Source organism: uncultured Microbulbifer sp. (assembly GCF_947504145.1).
In the GTDB taxonomy this organism is placed as follows: Bacteria; Pseudomonadota; Gammaproteobacteria; order Pseudomonadales; family Cellvibrionaceae; genus Microbulbifer.
The window spans coordinates 471,054-488,854 of record NZ_CANNGQ010000001.1 but is presented as its reverse complement, the minus strand read 5'-3'; the positions used below and the strand labels follow the sequence as shown (position 1 = coordinate 488,854).

Below are 17,801 nucleotides of genomic sequence, written 5' to 3'. Positions count from 1 at the left end.
GTCATTCCCACACGTAGGAGTCTGCTCGCAGACGCCTAAAGATCGGCTAAAAATTGAGATGTGTTAAAGCGGTTGGATATGGCTGACCATCAACTGCAGTGACTGCCGCCCGCGGAATTCATTGATATCCAGCTTGAACGCCAGCTGGATTTTCTCCACCTGTGCAGGCCAGAAATCCGTATCGATATTGAAGGCAATCGCATCAATGGCCTGCTGCGGTGCAACCACCGGCGCTACGGTCATCTTCAGGTGGCGCTCGCCCACAATCCGCTGTTGCAACAACAGAAACTCGCCATCGAATTCCGGCTCGGGAAACGCCTGCCCCCAGGGTGCGCAGGCACGCAATATTCCTGCGGTCTCCATCGAGAATTCATGCGGCTGCAGTTCGCCATCGGTCTCAATCACCGCCTGCAAATGCGATTCCTTGAGACGCCCGCGCACCGCCTGCTCAAACGCCTCGGTAAACGCCGGTAACTTTTCCGCCGGCAGGCTCAGGCCCGCGGCCATGGCGTGGCCGCCGAACTTGCTGATGAGTTGCGGGTTTTTGGCGGCCACATCACTCAAGGCATCGCGAATGTGCAGACCAGAAATGGAGCGTGCAGAGCCCTTGACCAGGCCATTATCGCCATCGGCAAAGGCAATCACCGGGCGGTGGAATTTTTCCTTGATACGGCTGGCGAGAATCCCTACCACACCCTGGTGCCAGGCACTGTCGTACAGACACAGGCTCCAGGGCAGCCCCTCCTCTGCCAGTTGCAGTTTTTCCAGAGCCACCATGGCTTCCCGCTGCATACCGGCTTCGATGGCCTTGCGGTCGCGGTTGAGGCCATCCAGCTCTGCCGCCAGCTCGCGCGCCTCGTCCGGATCGCGCGTCAGCAAACAGCGGATACCGGTACCGATGTCGTCCAGCCGGCCTGCCGCATTGATGCGTGGCCCAAGGATAAATCCAATATCGGTGGTAGAGAGCCGCGAACGATCCCTGCCCGCAACATCCATCAGTGCCTGAATACCGGGGCGGCAGCGGCCGGCACGGATACGCGCGATCCCCTGATGCACCAGCACACGGTTGTTGTGATCCAGCGGCACCAGATCCGCTACAGTGCCCAGCGCCACCAGGTCCAGATACTCCGCCATATTGGGCACGGGGATACCGGCTTGTTCAAACCAGCCCTGTTGTTGCAGCACGCTTTTCAGGCGACTGAGCAGATAGAAAATGACGCCAACCCCGGCGAGATTTTTACTGGGAAAGTCACAATCCGGCTGGTTGGGGTTAACGATCGCATCGGCGTCGGGGAGTTCGCTCCCGGGCAGGTGGTGGTCGGTGACGATCACCTTGAGGCCCGCGGCGCGGGCCGCGGCCACACCGTCGATGCTGCTGATACCGTTGTCGACAGTAATCAGCAGATCCGGATGGTATTCCCGCGCGACCTCAACAATTTCCGGAGTCAGGCCATAACCGAATTCGAAACGGTTGGGCACCAGAAAATCCACCGGCCCGGCGCCCAGCGCACCCAGTGCCAGTACAGACAGCGTGCTACTGGTAGCACCGTCTGCATCGAAGTCGCCCACAATCAGGATTTTTTGCTGGCCGCGCACCGCCTCCACCAGCAAGTTTACCGCCGCTTCCACACCGCGCATGGAAGCCGGGCTGTGCAGGCGGGTCAGCTGGTGGTCCAGTTCGCCATCGCTGGCCACACCGCGGCCAAGCAGCACTCGCTGGAGAATTTCGGGGGTGGAAGAAGTAAAACGGCCAGAGGAGAGATCCACTGGCCGTCTTCGAATAATTGCGTTCATTGCATCCGGTCGCTTTTGGGGTTGCCATGGTTTGCTGTCGGCTCCTGCCAACACTACCCACTAAACACCCATTCTACCGCCGACCGGCTGCGACTCAAGCGGGGCTTAGCCCAGTTCGCGGGAGATGAAATCGTGTACCGCAGAAAGGTCGTTTTGCAGAACTTGCACCCGCTCTTCCCGCTGAAGCAGGTCCTGCATATGGTGCGGCAACGGCACTTCCGTACCCGGCAACGCCTTGTCCACCGCCTCGCTGAACTTGGCCGGGTGCGCTGTGGCGAGACACACCATGGGTTCGGCTTTGGATTTGCGAGCGCGGCGGGCAGCCTCCACACCGATGGCGGTGTGTGGATCCAGCAGGTACTCGGTGGACTCAAACACCTCGCGAATCACCTCTACCGTGCGCTCGTCCCCTACCCGCTCGGAAGCAAACAGGGTGCGAACTTTATCCAGGGCCGCTTCATCCAGCTTCAACGGTGCACTGCGATCCTTCAGCAGGTCGGCTACCGCCTCACCGTTGCGATCGACCATATCAAACAACAGACGCTCAAAGTTGCTGGATACCATAATGTCCATACTCGGCGACAGGCTGTGCACCAGCGGCTGCGGCGAGTGATCATTGGCGCTGATACAGCGGTGCAGAATATCGTTGGCGTTGGTTGCGATCACCAGCTGGTTGATCGGCAGGCCCATTCCACGCGCCAGATAGCCGGCAAAAATATCGCCGAAGTTTCCGGTGGGGACAGAGAAGTTCACCGGGCGGTGAGGACCGCCAAGGCTCAGGGCAGCATGGAAGTAATAAACGATCTGCGCCATGATCCGCGCCCAGTTGATGGAATTCACCGCCACCAACCGGCGACCATCCGGCAGGAAGGACTGATCGGCAAAACTGGCTTTGACCATATTCTGGCAATCGTCAAAATTGCCTTCCAGTGCGATGTTGTAGACGTTGTCCGATAGCACCGTGGTCATCTGCTTGCGCTGCACTTCCGATACCCGGTTGTGCGGATGCAGGATAAAAATATCGATGTTTTCGCAGTGGCGACAACCTTCAATGGCGGCCGACCCGGTATCGCCGGATGTCGCCCCCAATACCACCACCTTTTCACCGCGCTTTTTCAGCAGCAGGTCGAACAGCTGGCCGAGGAACTGCAGAGCGAAATCCTTGAATGCCAGAGTGGGCCCCTGGAACAACTCCATCACCCATTCGTTGTGGCCGGTCTGTACCAGTGGCGCAATGGCGGGATGGCGGAAGTTGACGTAGGCGCGCTCAATTGCCCCCCGCATCTCCTCTTCGGTCAGGTCTTCGGAAACGAAAGGCCACATGATCCGAAAAGCCAGTTCCTGATAATCCAGTCCGGCCATTTCCGCGATTTCATCGCGGCTGAAGCTGGGCAGTTTTTCGGGAACATACAGGCCGCCATCACTGGCGAGGCCGGTAAGGACGGTATCGGCAAAACTGAGAGACGGCGCGCGGCCGCGGGTGCTGACAAATTTCACGTTGTGATTACTGGCTTAGTTGGTACTGATTTGAATGATTCGGAATGGAAGAGTCGAGGTGGCGGCGCAGCCTCCACCTCAACGTCATCGCTGGGCTCAGCCCAGGGGCTCGACACGAATGCGCACAACCGGACCCTGAATACTGTCCAGGGCTTCGATCTGATTGACTGCTTCCTGCAGCTGCGCTTCGCGCGCGCGGCTGGTCAGCAGTACTACCGGTACCAGCTCTTCGTCTTCCGCAGGCTCGTGCTGAATCAGGGCTTCGATACTGATGCCCTGATCACTGCAGATCTTCGCTACCTGAGACATGACACCCGGCTTGTCAAAGGCGGAAATACGCATGTAATAGCTGGTCTCGGCTTCTGACATGGGCAGGACATCATCCAGATTTCCCTGGCTGTCCTGGGTCACGCCGGCCAGCGGCACACGCTGGTCCGGGCGCACATTCAGTGTACGCGCTACGTCCACAATATCGGCGATTACCGCAGAAGCTGTCGCTTCGGCACCAGCGCCGGCGCCGTAATAGAGCGTCGGGCCTACGGCATCGCCGTTGACCAGCACTGCATTCATCACACCGTTTACATTGGCGATCAGGCGGCGCTGGGGAATCAGGGTCGGGTGAACCCGCAGCTCCACGCCGTCGTTGGTGCGACGCGCAATACCCAGATGCTTGATGCGATAACCCAGCTCGTCAGCGTACTGGATGTCCTCTTTGGAAACGCCACTGATCCCCTCGGTGTACACCTTATCGAAGGCAAGCGGCATACCAAACGCAAGGGACGCCATGATGACCAGTTTGTGAGCGGCATCGATCCCCTCCACATCAAAGGTGGGGTCTGCCTCGGCATAGCCCAGCGCCTGAGCCTGGGCCAGCGCTTCGTCAAAGCTGCGCCCTTTCTCGCGCATCTCGGTAAGGATGTAGTTGCCGGTACCATTGATGATCCCCGCCAGCCACTGGATACGGTTGCCCACCAGGCCTTCGCGCAGGGATTTGATGATCGGGATACCACCCGCTACAGCGGCTTCATAGGCGATGGTAACGCCCTTGTCGGCGGCCGCGGCGAACAGCTCATTGCCGTGCTCGGCAATCAGCGCCTTGTTGGCGGTTACCACGTGCTTACCATTGGCAACGGCAGTCAGTACCAACTCACGGGCCACCGTGGTTCCGCCAATCAGCTCGACCAGTACATCCACGTCGGGGTTATTCGCCACATCGAAGATTTCGCGGGTGACATTCAGCGGGGTCATATCACAATCGGCGTTGTCCCGACGGGCACCCACCTGAACGATCTCTACCGGGCGGCCACAGCGCGCGGCAATTTCTTCACAGTTGCGCGCCATGACATTGACCGTACCGCTACCTACGGTCCCAAGACCACAAATACCGATACGTACCGCAGGCAGTGCGCCGGCTGTGTTGGATTCTTTTGAGGCTTGCGCCCCACGACTGGTGGCTTCTTCGGTAACTGCGCTCACAACTTCCCTCCGCGCATGACACTGTGGAACACAGCGCAATAACTGGCGTTTAATTCAAAAAAAGGTCGACAACCTTACTGAGATCAGGGGGAAATTGTCAATTAAATTGCGCAAGGTGGTCAAACAATCACCAAACAGCCCAACTCAAAGCTGTGCCTTCAGCGATCAACCCTAACCGGTTGCCGCAAATAGAAAAAGCCGGCATTCGCCGGCTTTTTCATGTCACGGGGCTGTGTGCTATCGGGCTCAGATCCCCAACGCTTTGACCAGAGTATCGGGAGGCAGGTACCCGGGCACTACTGTGCCATCTTCCATCACGATGGTGGGCGTGCCGCGCACATCAATCACCTCGTTGCCCAGCTTGTACTGGGCCGCCACTGGATTGTTCTTACACACCTCCATCGGCACGTTCTTGCGGTTCTTCAGGTCGGTCAGGGTTTTGTTCGGGTCGTCAGCACACCAGGCGGTCGCAACCTTGCGGTAGCCCACCGAGTTGAGGCCAGCGCGCGGGAATGCGAGATAGCGCACTTCGATACCACGGCGGTTCAGTTCAGGCACGTCGTCGTGCAACTTGCGGCAGTACCCGCAATCCACATCGGTAAACACGTAGATGTGTGCTTTGGCTTTGCCCTTCGGAGAAAAGACGATCATTTCGCCCTTGTCCTGCTGGTCCATCACTTCCGCGCGATGGCGTCCGCGGCGCTGCTCGGAGACATTGACGACTTTCTGCGGGCCCACCTCGAACAGGTCACCGGCAATAAAGTGGCCGCCATCTTTGGAGACGAACAGAACATTGCCGCCGTTGACGTCCACCTCGTACAGACCGGGCATCGAGCTCTCGCGTACGTCGCCGAAGGTCGCCTGGGGATTTCCCGCAGCCAGCTTGGCCTTGATCTGCTTGGCGACAGCGTCATCCACATCTGCGAATGCGGCCTGCCCTAGTAACAGGGAAGCTGAGGCTACGAGCGCAGCCAGGGCAGTAAGTGGCTTGGCAGGAAAAGTCATGGTTCGGTTCGCTCCAGATTATTCGTCATTATCTGACCGCGTTCGCGGCCGGGGGTTCACCCCAGTATGGCACTAAACACTCGCATTCAAGCGGCCAAGGCGCGTTTTACTACAGACAGAGGGCAATTACCACGAACGGATCACCCTCGGGGGTGATGCTCCCCATGCAAAGACTGCAGCCTGGCCCGGGCGACCGCGGTGTAAATCTGGGTAGTCGACAGATCAGAATGCCCAAGCAGCAGCTGCACTACCCTCAGATCGGCGCCGTGATTCAGCAGATGGGTCGCAAAGGCGTGGCGCAGCGTGTGCGGTGACAGCGGCTTTTCGATACCTGCCACTTTCGCCCAGTGTTTTATCCGATACCAGAACGTCTGCCGTGTCATGGCGTTGCCGGAACGCCCGGGAAAACAGGCATCGCTCTCGCCCATCGCCAGCAACTGCGGCCTCGCACTGCGCAGATACCGCTCCAGCCAGCGCTCCGCCGCCTGCCCCATGGGCACCAGACGCTCCTTACTCCCTTTGCCGTACACCCGCACCACTCCCTGGCGCAGATTGAGCTGGGACATGCTGAGTTCTACCAACTCACTGACCCGCAGCCCGCAGGCGTACAACAATTCGAACATGGCTCGATCGCGCAGGCCGATTGGGGTTTCGATGTCAGGGGCCTCCAGCAGTGCCTCAACATCCCTCTCTGACAGGGACTTGGGAAGGGGCTTGGGAATCTTTGGATTGTCGACCAGGGCCACCGGATCGTGCTCGATCAACCGCTGCCGCAGACAGTGGCGATAAAAACTGCGCAGTGCCGCCAACGCGCGGGCACTGGAGCGAGCGGACTGACCCGCCGCGTGGCGCGTGCCGAGGTAGGTGAGAATATCCTCCCGCGCAATCTGCCCCAGGTCTTTACCGGCGCCCTCACAGAAAGCGGCAAACGCACGCAGGTCGCGCCCGTAGGCGGAACGGGTATGCTCGCTGACACCCCGCTCGGCCCACAGCATATCCAGCCAGGCGGTAATCAGTTGTTGCGTATCGGTGAAGCCAGTCATTTGCGCATTAAATCACACGGCACCAGAAAGCAGGTTTTACAGGCATAAAAAAACCGGAGACAAGCTCCGGTTTTTTATCTCAAGAAATAACTCAGCCGAGTTTTTCCTTGATACGTGCGGCCTTGCCAGTCAGGCTGCGCAGGTAGTACAGCTTGGCCTGACGAACGTCACCACGACGCTTCACAGTAATGCTATCTACCAGACGGCTGTGAGTCTGGAAGGTACGCTCTACGCCAACGCCGTGGGAAATTTTACGCACGGTGAAAGAAGAGTTCAGGCCGCGGTTACGCTTGCCAATCACCACGCCTTCAAACGCCTGCAGACGCTCACGGTTGCCTTCTTTTACCTTTACCTGAACGATAATGGTATCGCCCGGAGCAAATTCAGGCAGTTCAGCTTTCAACTGCTCGGTTTCGAGCTGCTGGATAATCTTGTTAGTCATTTGGAGTTCTCCAAAAGGGATTTATGTAGCCTCACGGCTAGATCACCGAATTACTCTCGCCTCCCGGCGAATCCGATATTAATTCTTCTCCCCGGCCGGCAGCTCCTGCAGAAAATCTTCCAGCAGTTGCGCCTGCTCCGGGGACAGCGCCAGCTTTTCCAAAAGGTCTGGCCGGCGCTGCTGCGTGCGCCCCAAGGCCTGCTTGAGGCGCCAGCGGCGTATTTTTTCATGGTTGCCAGAAAGCAAAACTTCCGGAACCCGGTTGCCCCGATAATCCTCAGGGCGAGTGTAATGCGGACAATCCAGCAGTCCCTGGGCGAAGGAATCCTCCACCGCCGACTGATCGTGCCCGAGCGCGCCCGGTATCAAACGCGTAACCGCGTCCACCAGCACCATGGCGGCAAGCTCGCCACCACTCAGGACGTAATCCCCGATCGACCACTCTTCATCAATCAGAGATTCCACCACTCGCTCATCAATTCCCTCGTAGCGCCCGGCCAGTAAAACCAGGTTGCCACTTTGCGAGAGGGTTTCCACACCTGCCTGATCCAGCTGCCGCCCTTGCGGGGACAGGTAAATAGACCGTGCGGGGCCGGACTCTTCCGCCCAGGTGCGCGCTTCGCGCAGTGCCTGAGTGAGAGGCTCCGCCAGCATCACCATTCCAGGTCCGCCGCCGTACGGGCGATCGTCCACGGTGCGATGCCGGTCACTGGTGAAGTCGCGCGGATTCCAGCAGCGCACTTCCAAAAGGCCGTCCTTCACGGCCCGACCACTGATACCGTAGTCGGTCAGTGCGGCAAACATCTCCGGGAAGATGCTTACCAGAGCCACGCGTCTGGGCTTTGTGACAGGCTCAGCCGCCATCAGAACTCGGGGTCCCAATCGACGGTTATCTGGCCCGCATCCAGATCAACATTGGTGATGTATTCGCCGGGCAGATACGGAATCAGACGCTCGCGCTCATCCTCTCCACCACGCACCACCATGACATCGTTGGCGCCGGTCTCCATCAGCCGCACCACTTCACCGAAGCGAAATTCACGGCCTTCAAACTGGCCTACCACCTGCAGACCCTGCAGTTGATGCCAGTAATATTCACCATCTTCCAGTTGCGGCATTTCACTGCGCGCAACGGCAATATCCCTCTGGCAGAACTGTGCCGCGAGATCGCGGTCGCCCACACCCTTGATAAGTACGATCAGGCCTTTGCCGTGGCGCTTGCCATCCTCGATCTCAAGGGGTTGCCACTGCCCTGCACCCTGCTTGCCGCTCGGACCAGCAGCTTCGAGCCACCAGCGGGAGAACTGCAGGATATTGTCCATTGGCTCGGTAAAGGAATGCACCTTCACCCAACCGCGTACCCCGTATACTGTGGTGACACGACCAACGGTAACCAGATCTTCACCAACTACCGAATGCTCAGCCACAGAAGTACCCCGGAATACAGACTATTGGGCAGATAGAGATCAGGCGGATTCTTTCAGCAGCTTGCTGACGCGATCGGAAACCTGTGCGCCCTGGCCTACCCAGAACTCAACGCGCTCGCGATCAACACGCAGACGCTCTTCCTGACCGCGGGCTACCGGGTTGAAGAAGCCAACACGCTCAATGAAACGACCGTCGCGGGATTTGCGGCTGTCGGTCACGGTCAGGTGATAAAACGGGCGCTTCTTCGCACCGCCACGAGCCAAACGAATGGTTACCATGTAGCTATCCTGTAGTTTCAACACTCACCGGTCACCCTTTGCGACCGGTATATCCCGCCTCACGGCGGTATTTCAGACCCTGCCCAGACAAAACGTCGCGACAAGAATCTGCTTTTAAATCAACACTCAGCGGCCAAGGGCCAGCTGAAAGGCGGCGTATTCTAATGCACGGTTTACAGTTTGTATAGCAGCGAATAAAGCCGCCACCACCCCCGCTTTCCCGAGGCCACCCGGCGTTACTATTTTCGGGTTACCGGTCAAGAATCACTTCTTGCGGAAACCCGGCGGCAGGCCACCGGGCATACCTCCCATCCCACCGGCACCACCCATGCCACCGGCGCCGCCGCCCATACCGGGAAGCCCACCCATGCCGCGCATCATCTTGCTCATGCCGCCGCCTTTCATTTTCTTCATCATCTTGCCCATCTGCTTATGTTGCTTGAGCAGGCGATTCAGGTCCTGAATCTGGGTGCCGGAACCCGCCGTGATGCGGCGCTTGCGTGAACCGCTCAGAATATCCGGGTTGCGGCGCTCTGCCGGGGTCATGGAGCCGATGATCGCATCCATTCGGCGAAACTCCTTGCCCATATCCGCCTGCTGCGCCGCCTGTGCAAGACCACCCATACCTGGCATCTTGTCCATCAGAGCGCCCAGGCCGCCCATATTCTGCATCTGCTGCAGCTGGTCGCGCAGGTCCTCAAGGTCAAAACCTTTGCCCTTCTGCACCTTTTTGACCAGCTTTTCGGCCTTGGCCCGGTCGATGGTCTGCTCGGCCTGCTCGATCAGGGAGAGAATGTCGCCCATCCCGAGGATGCGGGAGGCAATCCGATCCGGATGGAAGGTTTCCAGCGCATCAGTCTTTTCGCCGACACCAATGAATTTGATGGGCTTGCCAGTCACATGGCGCACGGACAGCGCCGCACCACCGCGGGCGTCACCGTCCGCCTTGGTCAGAATCACACCGGTCAGCGGCAGCGCGTCATTGAAGGCGCTGGCGGTATTGACCGCGTCCTGGCCGATCATGGCGTCGATCACAAACAGGGTTTCCGCCGGGTCCAGCACCTCGTGCAGCTCCCGGATCTCCCCCATCAGCTCGTCATCGATGTGCAGGCGACCAGCGGTATCGACGATCAGCACATCGGCAAACTGTTTGCGCGCGGCGTCCATCGCCCCCCTGGCGATATCTACTGGTCTCTGATCGGGCTCGGAAGGGTGGAACAGTGCCCCCACTTCCCCCGCCAGCGTTTCCAGCTGTTTGATGGCCGCCGGGCGGTATACGTCCGCACTGACCACCATGACTTTTTTCTTTTCCCGCTCCTGCAGGTACTTGGAAAGCTTGGCCACACTGGTGGTTTTACCCGCACCCTGCAGGCCCGCCATTAGGATGACTGCCGGGGGCTGCACCGCCAGGTTCAGCGGGGTAGCCGCCTCCCCCATGACCTTTACCAGCTCGTCCTGTACGATCTTGACGAACTGTTGGCCCGGGTTCAGCGCCTTGCTGACCTTCTGGCCCACCGCAGCGGTGCGCACCTGCTGCACAAATGCCTTCACCACTGGCAGCGCCACATCTGCTTCCAGCAGTGCCTTGCGCACTTCGCGCAGCGTGTCGCGGATATTGTCATCCGTCAGACGGGCTTTGCCTGTGACTTTTTTCAGTGCCGACGACAGACGGTCGCTCAGGTTATCGAACATATCACCTTCTCAAATCGTAAAAGCCGTGGTGGGCCGGCTGACTACCGGTACCCCAAAAACGCGGCAGTATAGCTCAGGCGGGCTTTCCAGCACAGGCGCGCTGTGACACACTGCCCGCCCGGTACATATAAGAACCAGCAAGACGGAATCACCCCAATGGCGGCGTTCGCCCACTGGACGGCAATTGCACTTTATCTGGCCACTACAGGTGTAGCGGCTGTCACCCTGTCTCGCCAATCCCAGGCCCGCCTGCAGCCCCTGCTACTGGCGCTGCTCACCTGCGCCGTCGTCGCTCATGCGATCTCACTGAAGTTTGTCCTGCAGACCGATAGCGGCTTCCGTTTCGACCTCACAGCCATGCTGTCACTGATCACCTGGTCTGTGGCCCTGCTTCTGTTGTTCCTCTCGTTCAAACACCGGCTTACCCTGCTGATTCTGGCCATTGCCCCGCTCGCGGCATTATCTGAGCTGGCAGCCGTACACGCCTGGGGCGGCGTATCGCCACTGGCGAATATTTCGCCGGGTATCGCGGCACACGCACTCTTCTCGATCTCGGCCTATTCCCTGTTGACCCTGGCCACCCTGCAGGCCATCTACCTGTACTGGCTCAATCAACAACTGCACAACCACCGGCCTTCGGGCATCAGCAGGCTGCTGCCACCACTGCAGACTATGGAAAGCCTACTGTTCGGGCTGGTGGCCTTCGGCCAGCTGCTGCTCACTGCGTCACTGGTCACCGGCGCCCTGTTTGTCGATGATCTGTTTGCACAGCATCTGGTACACAAGACCGCGCTTTCGATTCTCGCCTGGATTCTGTACAGCATCCTGCTCTGGGGGCATTGGAAAAACGGCTGGCGCGGCAACACTGCGGTGCGCTGGACACTCTCGGCTTTCGCCATCCTGATGCTCGCTTTTTTCGGCAGCAAGCTGGCGCTGGAAGTCATTTTGCCCCGCGGCTGACCCTGCCGACTTGCGACACACACAGATCTGATCCAATATCGCCCTGATTCAATAGAAAGAGTTCCCCCTTGAACGACCTCCCTCCCGGCCTGTTATTTGGATTAATTGGCCTGCTCATCGTTATTTCCGCCTTCTTCTCCAGCTCCGAAACCAGCATGATGGCGCTGAACCGCTACCGCCTGCGCCACCAGGCGAAGAGCGGGCACCGCGGTGCCAAACGCGCCATGGAGCTGCTGGCGCGCCCGGACAAGCTGATCGGCGTAATCCTGATCGGCAACAATATGGTCAACATCCTCGCCTCGGTGATTGCCGGTGCAGTATTCACCCGCCTCTACGGTGAAGCCGGCGTCTGGTACGCCACTGCCGCACTGACGGTGATCGTACTGATCTTTGCCGAGGTGACCCCGAAGACCATTGCTGCCCTGCACCCGGAAAAAGTCGCCTTCCCTGCGAGCGTAGTGCTGCGTCCGCTTTTGTGGCTGCTGTCCCCGTTTGTGTGGATGGTAGGTAGTGTCTCCAATGCGCTGGCGCGTCTGGTAGGCGTTGAAGCGGGCAAAGAGTCCGAGGCCGAACACCTGGCCCCGGAGGAGCTGCGCTCGGTGGTGTTCGAATCCGGCGCACTACTGCCCACCAAGCACAAGGGGATGCTGCTGAACGTTCTGGACCTGGACCAGGCCACGGTGGAAGACATCATGATTCCGCGCAACGAGGTGATCGGCGTCGACCTGGACAACTCCGCCGAGGCCATACTGCAGCAACTGGCAGAAAGTAGTTTTACCCGCCTTCCGGTCTACCGCGGCGATATCAACCAGGTAGTAGGTATTCTGCACTTACGCCGGGCGGCACAGATCCTGCGGGACGGCCCGGAAAAGCTGACTGCAGACACACTGAAATCCCACCTGAACGAACCCTACTTCGTCCCCGAAGCCACCCCCCTGCCCACCCTGCTGATGAATTTCCAGCAGAAGAAACGGCGCATGGGACTGGTGGTGGATGAGTACGGCGAGGTAATGGGGATTGTGACTCTGGAAGACCTGCTGGAAGAAATTGTCGGCGACTTTACCGCAAGCTCGGTTCCCAGTGACGATGAGGAAATCGTGGAACAGGAAAATGGCTGGTATCTGGTGGACGGCGGTACGTCCATTCGGGAAATCAACCGCACCCTGCACTGGCACCTCCCCACCGATGGTCCGAAAACCTTCAACGGGCTGATCATGGAACACCTCGAAAGTATTCCGGAGGGCAATATCAGCCTGTATATCCAGGACTACCTGATCGAGATTGTGGAAGTCTCCGACAAGATGATCACCAGCGCGCGGGTAATGAAAGCGCGCAGGTAATCCTAAACTAGATCAATTCCAGCTGTCGGCGCACCGGCGCAAAGCTCTTGCGGTGGGCCGGCGTAGCACCCAGCCTTTCAAGAGCCTCCATGTGTATTTTGGTCGGATACCCCTTGTGGCCGGCCAGACCGTACCCCGGATACTCCTTGTCCAATTCGACCATTTCACGGTCTCGGGTGACCTTGGCCAGAATCGAGGCTGCCGCAATCGCCGCGACCCGGTCATCCCCTTTCACCACGGTATCGCAGTCGTAATGCCAGCGCGGCTTGCGATTACCATCCACCAGCACATATTCCGGCTGTACCGACAACTGCTCCACCGCTCGCTTCATCGCCAGCAGGCTCGCGTGCAGGATATTGAGCTGATCAATCTCTTCAACCGTCGCCCGCGCAACGGCAAAACTCAGGGCTTTCTCCCGAATCTCATCAAACAGAAGTTCGCGCTTTTTTTCCGAGAGCTTTTTTGAATCTGCCAGCCCGGCAATGGGCGCTTGTGGATCAAGAATAACCGCAGCAGCCACCACATCCCCGGCGAGCGGCCCGCGCCCTACTTCATCCACTCCCGCCAGCAGATCACCGGAATAGCTACAGACATAGGGAGGCAAAGTAGATTTGGACTTCATGAGGGGGGTACGCGTAAAAGTTATTGATCGATCAGATTACAGACCGCATCTGCAGCCTTTTCCGAAGCGTCACGACGAAGCTCCTGATGCAACTCACTGAACTCCCTGCGCAGGCGATCGCCCAGCAGGGGGTCCTCAAAGTAGTTCAGTATTGCAGCCCCCAGGGCTTCCGGTGTCGCATCGTCCTGAAGAATTTCCGGCACCAGCTCCCGTTGCGCCAAAAGGTTGGGAAGGGATACCCAGGGCGTGTGCAGCATGCGGGAAAAAATGGCATACGACAGGCTCGCCATTTTGTAAGCCACCACCATCGGCTTATTCATCAACATGGTTTCCAGGGTAGCGGTACCCGATGCGATCAACACCGCATCCGCCGCCGCCAGCGCCTGCTGCGATTGCCCGTCAAGAATGGTAAGTGGCAATGCCTCGATACCCGGCATACTGGCGATCTGCTGCTCCAGCTGTGCCTTTCGCTCTGGGCTGGCTGCAGGCAGCACAAACCGCAGGCTCCGACGGCGCTGGGAGCACCACAGCGCCGCCTGTAAAAACAGCGGGCCCAGCAACCGCACTTCACCGCCACGACTGCCCGGTAACAGTGCCACCACCTCGTCTTCGGCCTCGAAGCCGAGCGCCGCCTTCGCTGCCGGCACATCAACTTCCAGCGGTATTTCATCCGCCAGCGGGTGGCCAACAAACGTCACTGGCACCTTGTGCTCTCGATAAAATTCCGCCTCAAACGGCAGCAGCGTGAGCATATGGTCGACCGCGCGGGCAATTTTCTTTATCCGCCCCTGGCGCCATGCCCAGACAGACGGACTGACATAGTGCACCGTAGGAATTCCCGCAGCCCGCAGGGACTCCTCAAGGCCGAGATTAAAATCCGGCGAGTCGATACCGACAAAAAGATCTGGAGGATTGGCAATAAAGTGCTGGCGGAGAGAGCGGCGAATCTTCAGCAATTCGGGCAGGCGCTTGAGCGGCTCCACCAACCCCATGACCGAAAGGCGCTCCATGGGGAATAGAGATTCGGCACCCAGGGCCTGCATCCGCGGGCCCGCAATACCGGTAATTTCGACGGTGCGAAAGCGCTTTTGCAGCGCCGCAATCAAGCCGGCACCGAGAATATCCCCGGACGCCTCGCCGGCAAGAATGCCGATACGCAATACTTCACGCTCAGATACATCACCTTCTGACACAAGGCATCCTCAGCGGACGATGCCGCGGGTGGAACTTTGCAAAGAATCAATCCACGGCTGGATCACAGCGGACTCCTGACGGAGCTGCGCCAGGGACTCCAGCGCCTCATCGGCGGTCAACCCGCGACGATAGACAATCTTGTAGGCTTTATTAATCAGGGAGATATCTTCCCGGCTGAAACCTCGGCGGCGCAACCCTTCGGCATTGACCGTTTTGGCTTCCGCTGGATTACCGGCCACCATCACATAGGCTGGCACGTCTTTACCGATACCCGCGCCCATACCCGTAAACGCATGCTCGCCAATGGTGCAGTATTGATGCACCAGGGTATAGCCGCTCAGGATGGCCCAGTCGCGGACAAACACATGGCCGGCCAGCGCAACATTATTGACCAGAATCGTGTGATTGCCGATAACGCTGTCGTGACCGATATGCGCATAGGCCATGATCAGGTTGTCATTGCCAATGGAGGTCTCGCCACGATCCTGCACCGTGCCGCGGTGAATGGTGACACCCTCGCGAATGACGTTGTTGTCACCGATCACCAGGGTGGTGTGTTCGCCCTGATACTTTTTGTCGGGGGTGTCCTGCCCAACCGTCGAGAACTGATAAATACGGTTGTTTTTTCCCAGAGTGGTGGGCCCACTCAAAACGACATGCGAGGCTATTTCACAGCCATCGCCAATTTCCACGTCTGGCCCGATCACGCTGTAAGGGCCAACCTTCACGCCCGCACCGATTATTGCCGAGTCGTCGACGATCGCCGTCGGGTGAATACTGGTCTGCATTCTGTGGTCTTCTCCTCACCGACTCGGGTTCAGATTTTTTTGACTGCGCAAAGAATATTGGCAGAGGCGGCCAATTCGCCGTCCACACTGGCCTTGCCGGCAAATTTCCAGATGCCGCGGCGTTCGGAGACCACTTCAGACTCCAGCTGCAGACGGTCACCCGGGACCACCTGGCGCTTGAAGCGCACATTATCGATACCGGCAAACAGGTACAGATAGCCATCTTCCGGTTTCTGACCAAGGGTCTTGAACCCGAGAATTCCAGACACCTGCGCGAGTGCTTCCACGATCATCACACCCGGGAAAATCGGAACTTCCGGGAAATGGCCGTTGAATACCTCTTCATTAATCGAGATATTCTTGTAGCCCTTGATCAGCTTACCCTCTTCCAGCTCGACAACACGGTCCACCAGAAGAAAAGGATAGCGGTGCGGCAGGTATTGACGAATTTCCTGTACGTCCATCATGACGATATGTCCCCAGAAACCACTTCGGGGCGCCTGACGCCCCGAACTTACTGATAAAAAATCTTCTTACGATCTGAGACCGGCGACTTCCCGCCCTCAACTTACTCACCTTGTGGCGAATTATCCGGTTGCAGCGCCCGCGAAGCAGCTGTCTGCTCAACCTGCTCCAGTGCTTTTTCGACGCTGTTCAGACGTCGCGCCATCTGATCCAGCTGCCCGTAGCGCACAGCATTGCGGCGCCAGGAACGACTGTCAGAGAAAGGGGTACCACTGGAATAGGAGCCGGCCACCTCAATGGACTTGGTGACCAGCGTACGTGCGGTAACGTGACTGCGGTCGGCCAGGGTCACATGCCCCACAATGCCCACACCACCAGCGATGGTGCACTGCTTGCCGATAATGGCGCTGCCCGCCACCGCCGAACAGGCAGCCATGGCTGAGTAGTCACCAATCTGCACATTGTGCGCGATCTGGACCATATTGTCGATCTTGACCCCACGCCCGATCACGGTATTGCCAAGTGCGCCACGATCTATACAGGTATTGGCCCCAATCTCCACTTCGTCGGCAATTTCCACACCGCCCAGCTGGTGAATCTTGGTCCACTTGCCATCGCTCGGGGCAAATCCAAAACCGTCCGCACCGATCACGGTATTGCTGTGGATGGTGCAGTCTGCCCCCACCGAGCACCCATGGTAGAGCACGACCTTGGGCAGCAAGCGGCTACGCGCGCCGATCGTCGTTCCTTCACCAACAAAGCTGCCAGCACCGATGACGACGCCCTCGGCGATTCTGGCGTGGGCTTCGATCACCGCCCCCGGGCCGATATAGGCAGTCTCATGTACATCGGCACTGGGAGCTACAGCCGCAGACGCATCAATACCCGCGACATATTGCGGCGTGCGGTCGTAAATTGACGTCGCCAACGCAAAGGCCAGATAGGGGTTGGGGACAACCAGCGCGGTTGCCGGGCAGGATTCCGCCTGGTCTGCCGTCAGCAGTACAGCGCAGGCCTGCGTGGAAGGAAGAAAGCGCTTGTAGGCCGCACTGGCCAGAAAGCTCACTTCATGTTCGTTGGCGTCTTGCAGGGTGTTGAGCCCTGTAGGCACCAGCTGCTCGCTGGCCCCCACCGCCAGGCGCAATTCTGCGCCCAGCTCTTCAGCCAACAGCGCCAGTGTTGGCTGCTCGCTCATAAATAACGCTCCGAATGCGTTGCTCTCTATGCCGAATGCCGATTATTTGGCGGCGTTGAGGCGCTTCACCAGCTCTTCTGTCAGGTTTGCATCGGTACCGGCATATACGGCAGAAGTAGCGTCCAGCACCAGCTCCAGCTTGCGCTCTTTGATCACTTCTTCCAGAGCGGTCTTAGCCTTGGGCAAAAGCTCTTTTTGCAAGTCCTGTACGGCCTGACCTTCCATCGCCCGCAGTTTTTTCACGGCAGTTTCGAAGTCAGAACGCTTAAAGTTCATTTTGCGCTGCTGCTCGGCCTTTTTCTCTTCAGACCAGGTAACACCGTTTTTCTGCGCGTCTTCTGCCATCTTCTGCACTTCAGCGCGAATGCTCTCCGCGCTGTTCTGCAGCTGGGAATATTCAGAGCTGGTTTTCAGGGCATTGATTTTGGAGGTAGCCTTTTCTGTGCTCATGATCGCAGCCTGGATATTGACCACTGCGACCTTGGTTTGCGCTACAGCCGCACCGGTAAACAGCAGACCCGCCAGTAAAATTGCACTTGCTTTAACAAATTTGAACACGTTTATTCTCCGTATCTCTGTCCA

Annotated in this window: 18 protein-coding genes; 2 read left to right on the top strand and 16 right to left on the bottom strand. The window is 58.5% G+C overall.

The genetic code is table 11. The features are described 5' to 3' along the window. Positions 1-63 precede the first annotated feature (63 nt). The 10 genes from recJ to ffh form a co-directional block, all read right to left on the bottom strand. Positions 64-1,794 carry a single-stranded-DNA-specific exonuclease RecJ gene (recJ, locus tag Q1A74_RS02225; protein ID WP_299591982.1) on the bottom strand — a complete coding sequence of 577 codons (1,731 nt, stop codon included), beginning with the start codon at positions 1,792-1,794 and terminating at the stop codon, positions 64-66. Between the two features lie 105 nt (positions 1,795-1,899). Continuing rightward, the gene (gene thrC / locus Q1A74_RS02220; RefSeq protein ID WP_299591980.1) at positions 1,900-3,291 is read right to left on the bottom strand and encodes a threonine synthase; all 1,392 of its coding nucleotides are present in this window, start codon (positions 3,289-3,291) and stop codon (positions 1,900-1,902) included. Between the two features lie 96 nt (positions 3,292-3,387). Further along, positions 3,388-4,695 carry a homoserine dehydrogenase gene (locus Q1A74_RS02215; RefSeq protein ID WP_299593818.1) on the bottom strand — a complete coding sequence of 436 codons (1,308 nt, stop codon included), beginning with the start codon at positions 4,693-4,695 and terminating at the stop codon, positions 3,388-3,390. 318 nt (positions 4,696-5,013) lie between these two features. Then, positions 5,014-5,772: a thioredoxin fold domain-containing protein gene (locus Q1A74_RS02210; RefSeq protein ID WP_299591979.1), complete on the bottom strand. Its 759-nt coding sequence runs from the start codon at positions 5,770-5,772 to the stop codon at positions 5,014-5,016. A gap of 140 nt (positions 5,773-5,912) precedes the next feature. Beyond that, the gene (xerD, locus tag Q1A74_RS02205) at positions 5,913-6,815 is read right to left on the bottom strand and encodes a site-specific tyrosine recombinase XerD (RefSeq protein WP_299591977.1); all 903 of its coding nucleotides are present in this window, start codon (positions 6,813-6,815) and stop codon (positions 5,913-5,915) included. A 91-nt stretch (positions 6,816-6,906) separates the two neighbouring features. Then, positions 6,907-7,257 carry a 50S ribosomal protein L19 gene (gene rplS, locus Q1A74_RS02200; protein ID WP_299591976.1) on the bottom strand — a complete coding sequence of 117 codons (351 nt, stop codon included), beginning with the start codon at positions 7,255-7,257 and terminating at the stop codon, positions 6,907-6,909. A 78-nt stretch (positions 7,258-7,335) separates the two neighbouring features. Beyond that, positions 7,336-8,121, bottom strand: coding sequence for a tRNA (guanosine(37)-N1)-methyltransferase TrmD (gene trmD, locus Q1A74_RS02195; RefSeq protein WP_299591974.1), 786 nt, complete (start codon positions 8,119-8,121; stop codon positions 7,336-7,338). Beyond that, a complete protein-coding gene (rimM, locus tag Q1A74_RS02190; protein ID WP_299591972.1) occupies positions 8,121-8,684 on the bottom strand; it encodes a ribosome maturation factor RimM in 564 nt (187 codons plus the stop codon). The genes trmD and rimM overlap by 1 nt, the downstream gene beginning before the upstream one ends. 39 nt (positions 8,685-8,723) lie before the next feature. Then, positions 8,724-8,963 carry a 30S ribosomal protein S16 gene (gene rpsP, locus Q1A74_RS02185; RefSeq protein ID WP_066965320.1) on the bottom strand — a complete coding sequence of 80 codons (240 nt, stop codon included), beginning with the start codon at positions 8,961-8,963 and terminating at the stop codon, positions 8,724-8,726. Between the two features lie 264 nt (positions 8,964-9,227). After that, on the bottom strand, positions 9,228-10,655 hold the full coding sequence (ffh, locus tag Q1A74_RS02180) for a signal recognition particle protein (RefSeq protein ID WP_299591970.1): 1,428 nt from the start codon (positions 10,653-10,655) through the stop codon (positions 9,228-9,230). A 156-nt stretch (positions 10,656-10,811) separates the two neighbouring features. Here ffh and Q1A74_RS02175 point away from each other — a divergent pair, with 156 nt between their 5' ends. Then, on the top strand, positions 10,812-11,615 hold the full coding sequence (locus tag Q1A74_RS02175) for an inner membrane protein YpjD (RefSeq protein ID WP_299591968.1): 804 nt from the start codon (positions 10,812-10,814) through the stop codon (positions 11,613-11,615). Positions 11,616-11,683: 68 nt separating this feature from the next. Continuing rightward, a complete protein-coding gene (locus Q1A74_RS02170) occupies positions 11,684-12,955 on the top strand; it encodes an HlyC/CorC family transporter (RefSeq protein ID WP_299591966.1) in 1,272 nt (423 codons plus the stop codon). A 7-nt stretch (positions 12,956-12,962) separates the two neighbouring features. Here the strand turns inward: Q1A74_RS02170 and rnhB are convergent, their stop codons facing one another. From rnhB to Q1A74_RS02140, 6 genes are all read right to left on the bottom strand, one after another. Further along, positions 12,963-13,577 (bottom strand): ribonuclease HII, encoded by a 615-nt coding sequence (rnhB, locus tag Q1A74_RS02165; RefSeq protein WP_299591964.1) that lies wholly within the window; start codon positions 13,575-13,577, stop codon positions 12,963-12,965. A 20-nt stretch (positions 13,578-13,597) separates the two neighbouring features. Further along, the gene (gene lpxB, locus Q1A74_RS02160; RefSeq protein ID WP_299591962.1) at positions 13,598-14,770 is read right to left on the bottom strand and encodes a lipid-A-disaccharide synthase; all 1,173 of its coding nucleotides are present in this window, start codon (positions 14,768-14,770) and stop codon (positions 13,598-13,600) included. 9 nt (positions 14,771-14,779) lie between these two features. After that, the gene (lpxA, locus tag Q1A74_RS02155) at positions 14,780-15,559 is read right to left on the bottom strand and encodes an acyl-ACP--UDP-N-acetylglucosamine O-acyltransferase (protein ID WP_299591960.1); all 780 of its coding nucleotides are present in this window, start codon (positions 15,557-15,559) and stop codon (positions 14,780-14,782) included. A 29-nt stretch (positions 15,560-15,588) separates the two neighbouring features. Further along, the gene (gene fabZ / locus Q1A74_RS02150; protein ID WP_299591958.1) at positions 15,589-16,026 is read right to left on the bottom strand and encodes a 3-hydroxyacyl-ACP dehydratase FabZ; all 438 of its coding nucleotides are present in this window, start codon (positions 16,024-16,026) and stop codon (positions 15,589-15,591) included. 101 nt (positions 16,027-16,127) lie between these two features. Further along, positions 16,128-17,219, bottom strand: a complete 1,092-nt coding sequence (gene lpxD / locus Q1A74_RS02145) for a UDP-3-O-(3-hydroxymyristoyl)glucosamine N-acyltransferase (RefSeq protein WP_299591956.1) — start codon at positions 17,217-17,219, stop codon at positions 16,128-16,130. A 42-nt stretch (positions 17,220-17,261) separates the two neighbouring features. Beyond that, positions 17,262-17,777 carry an OmpH family outer membrane protein gene (locus tag Q1A74_RS02140; RefSeq protein WP_299591954.1) on the bottom strand — a complete coding sequence of 172 codons (516 nt, stop codon included), beginning with the start codon at positions 17,775-17,777 and terminating at the stop codon, positions 17,262-17,264. Positions 17,778-17,801 lie beyond the last annotated feature (24 nt).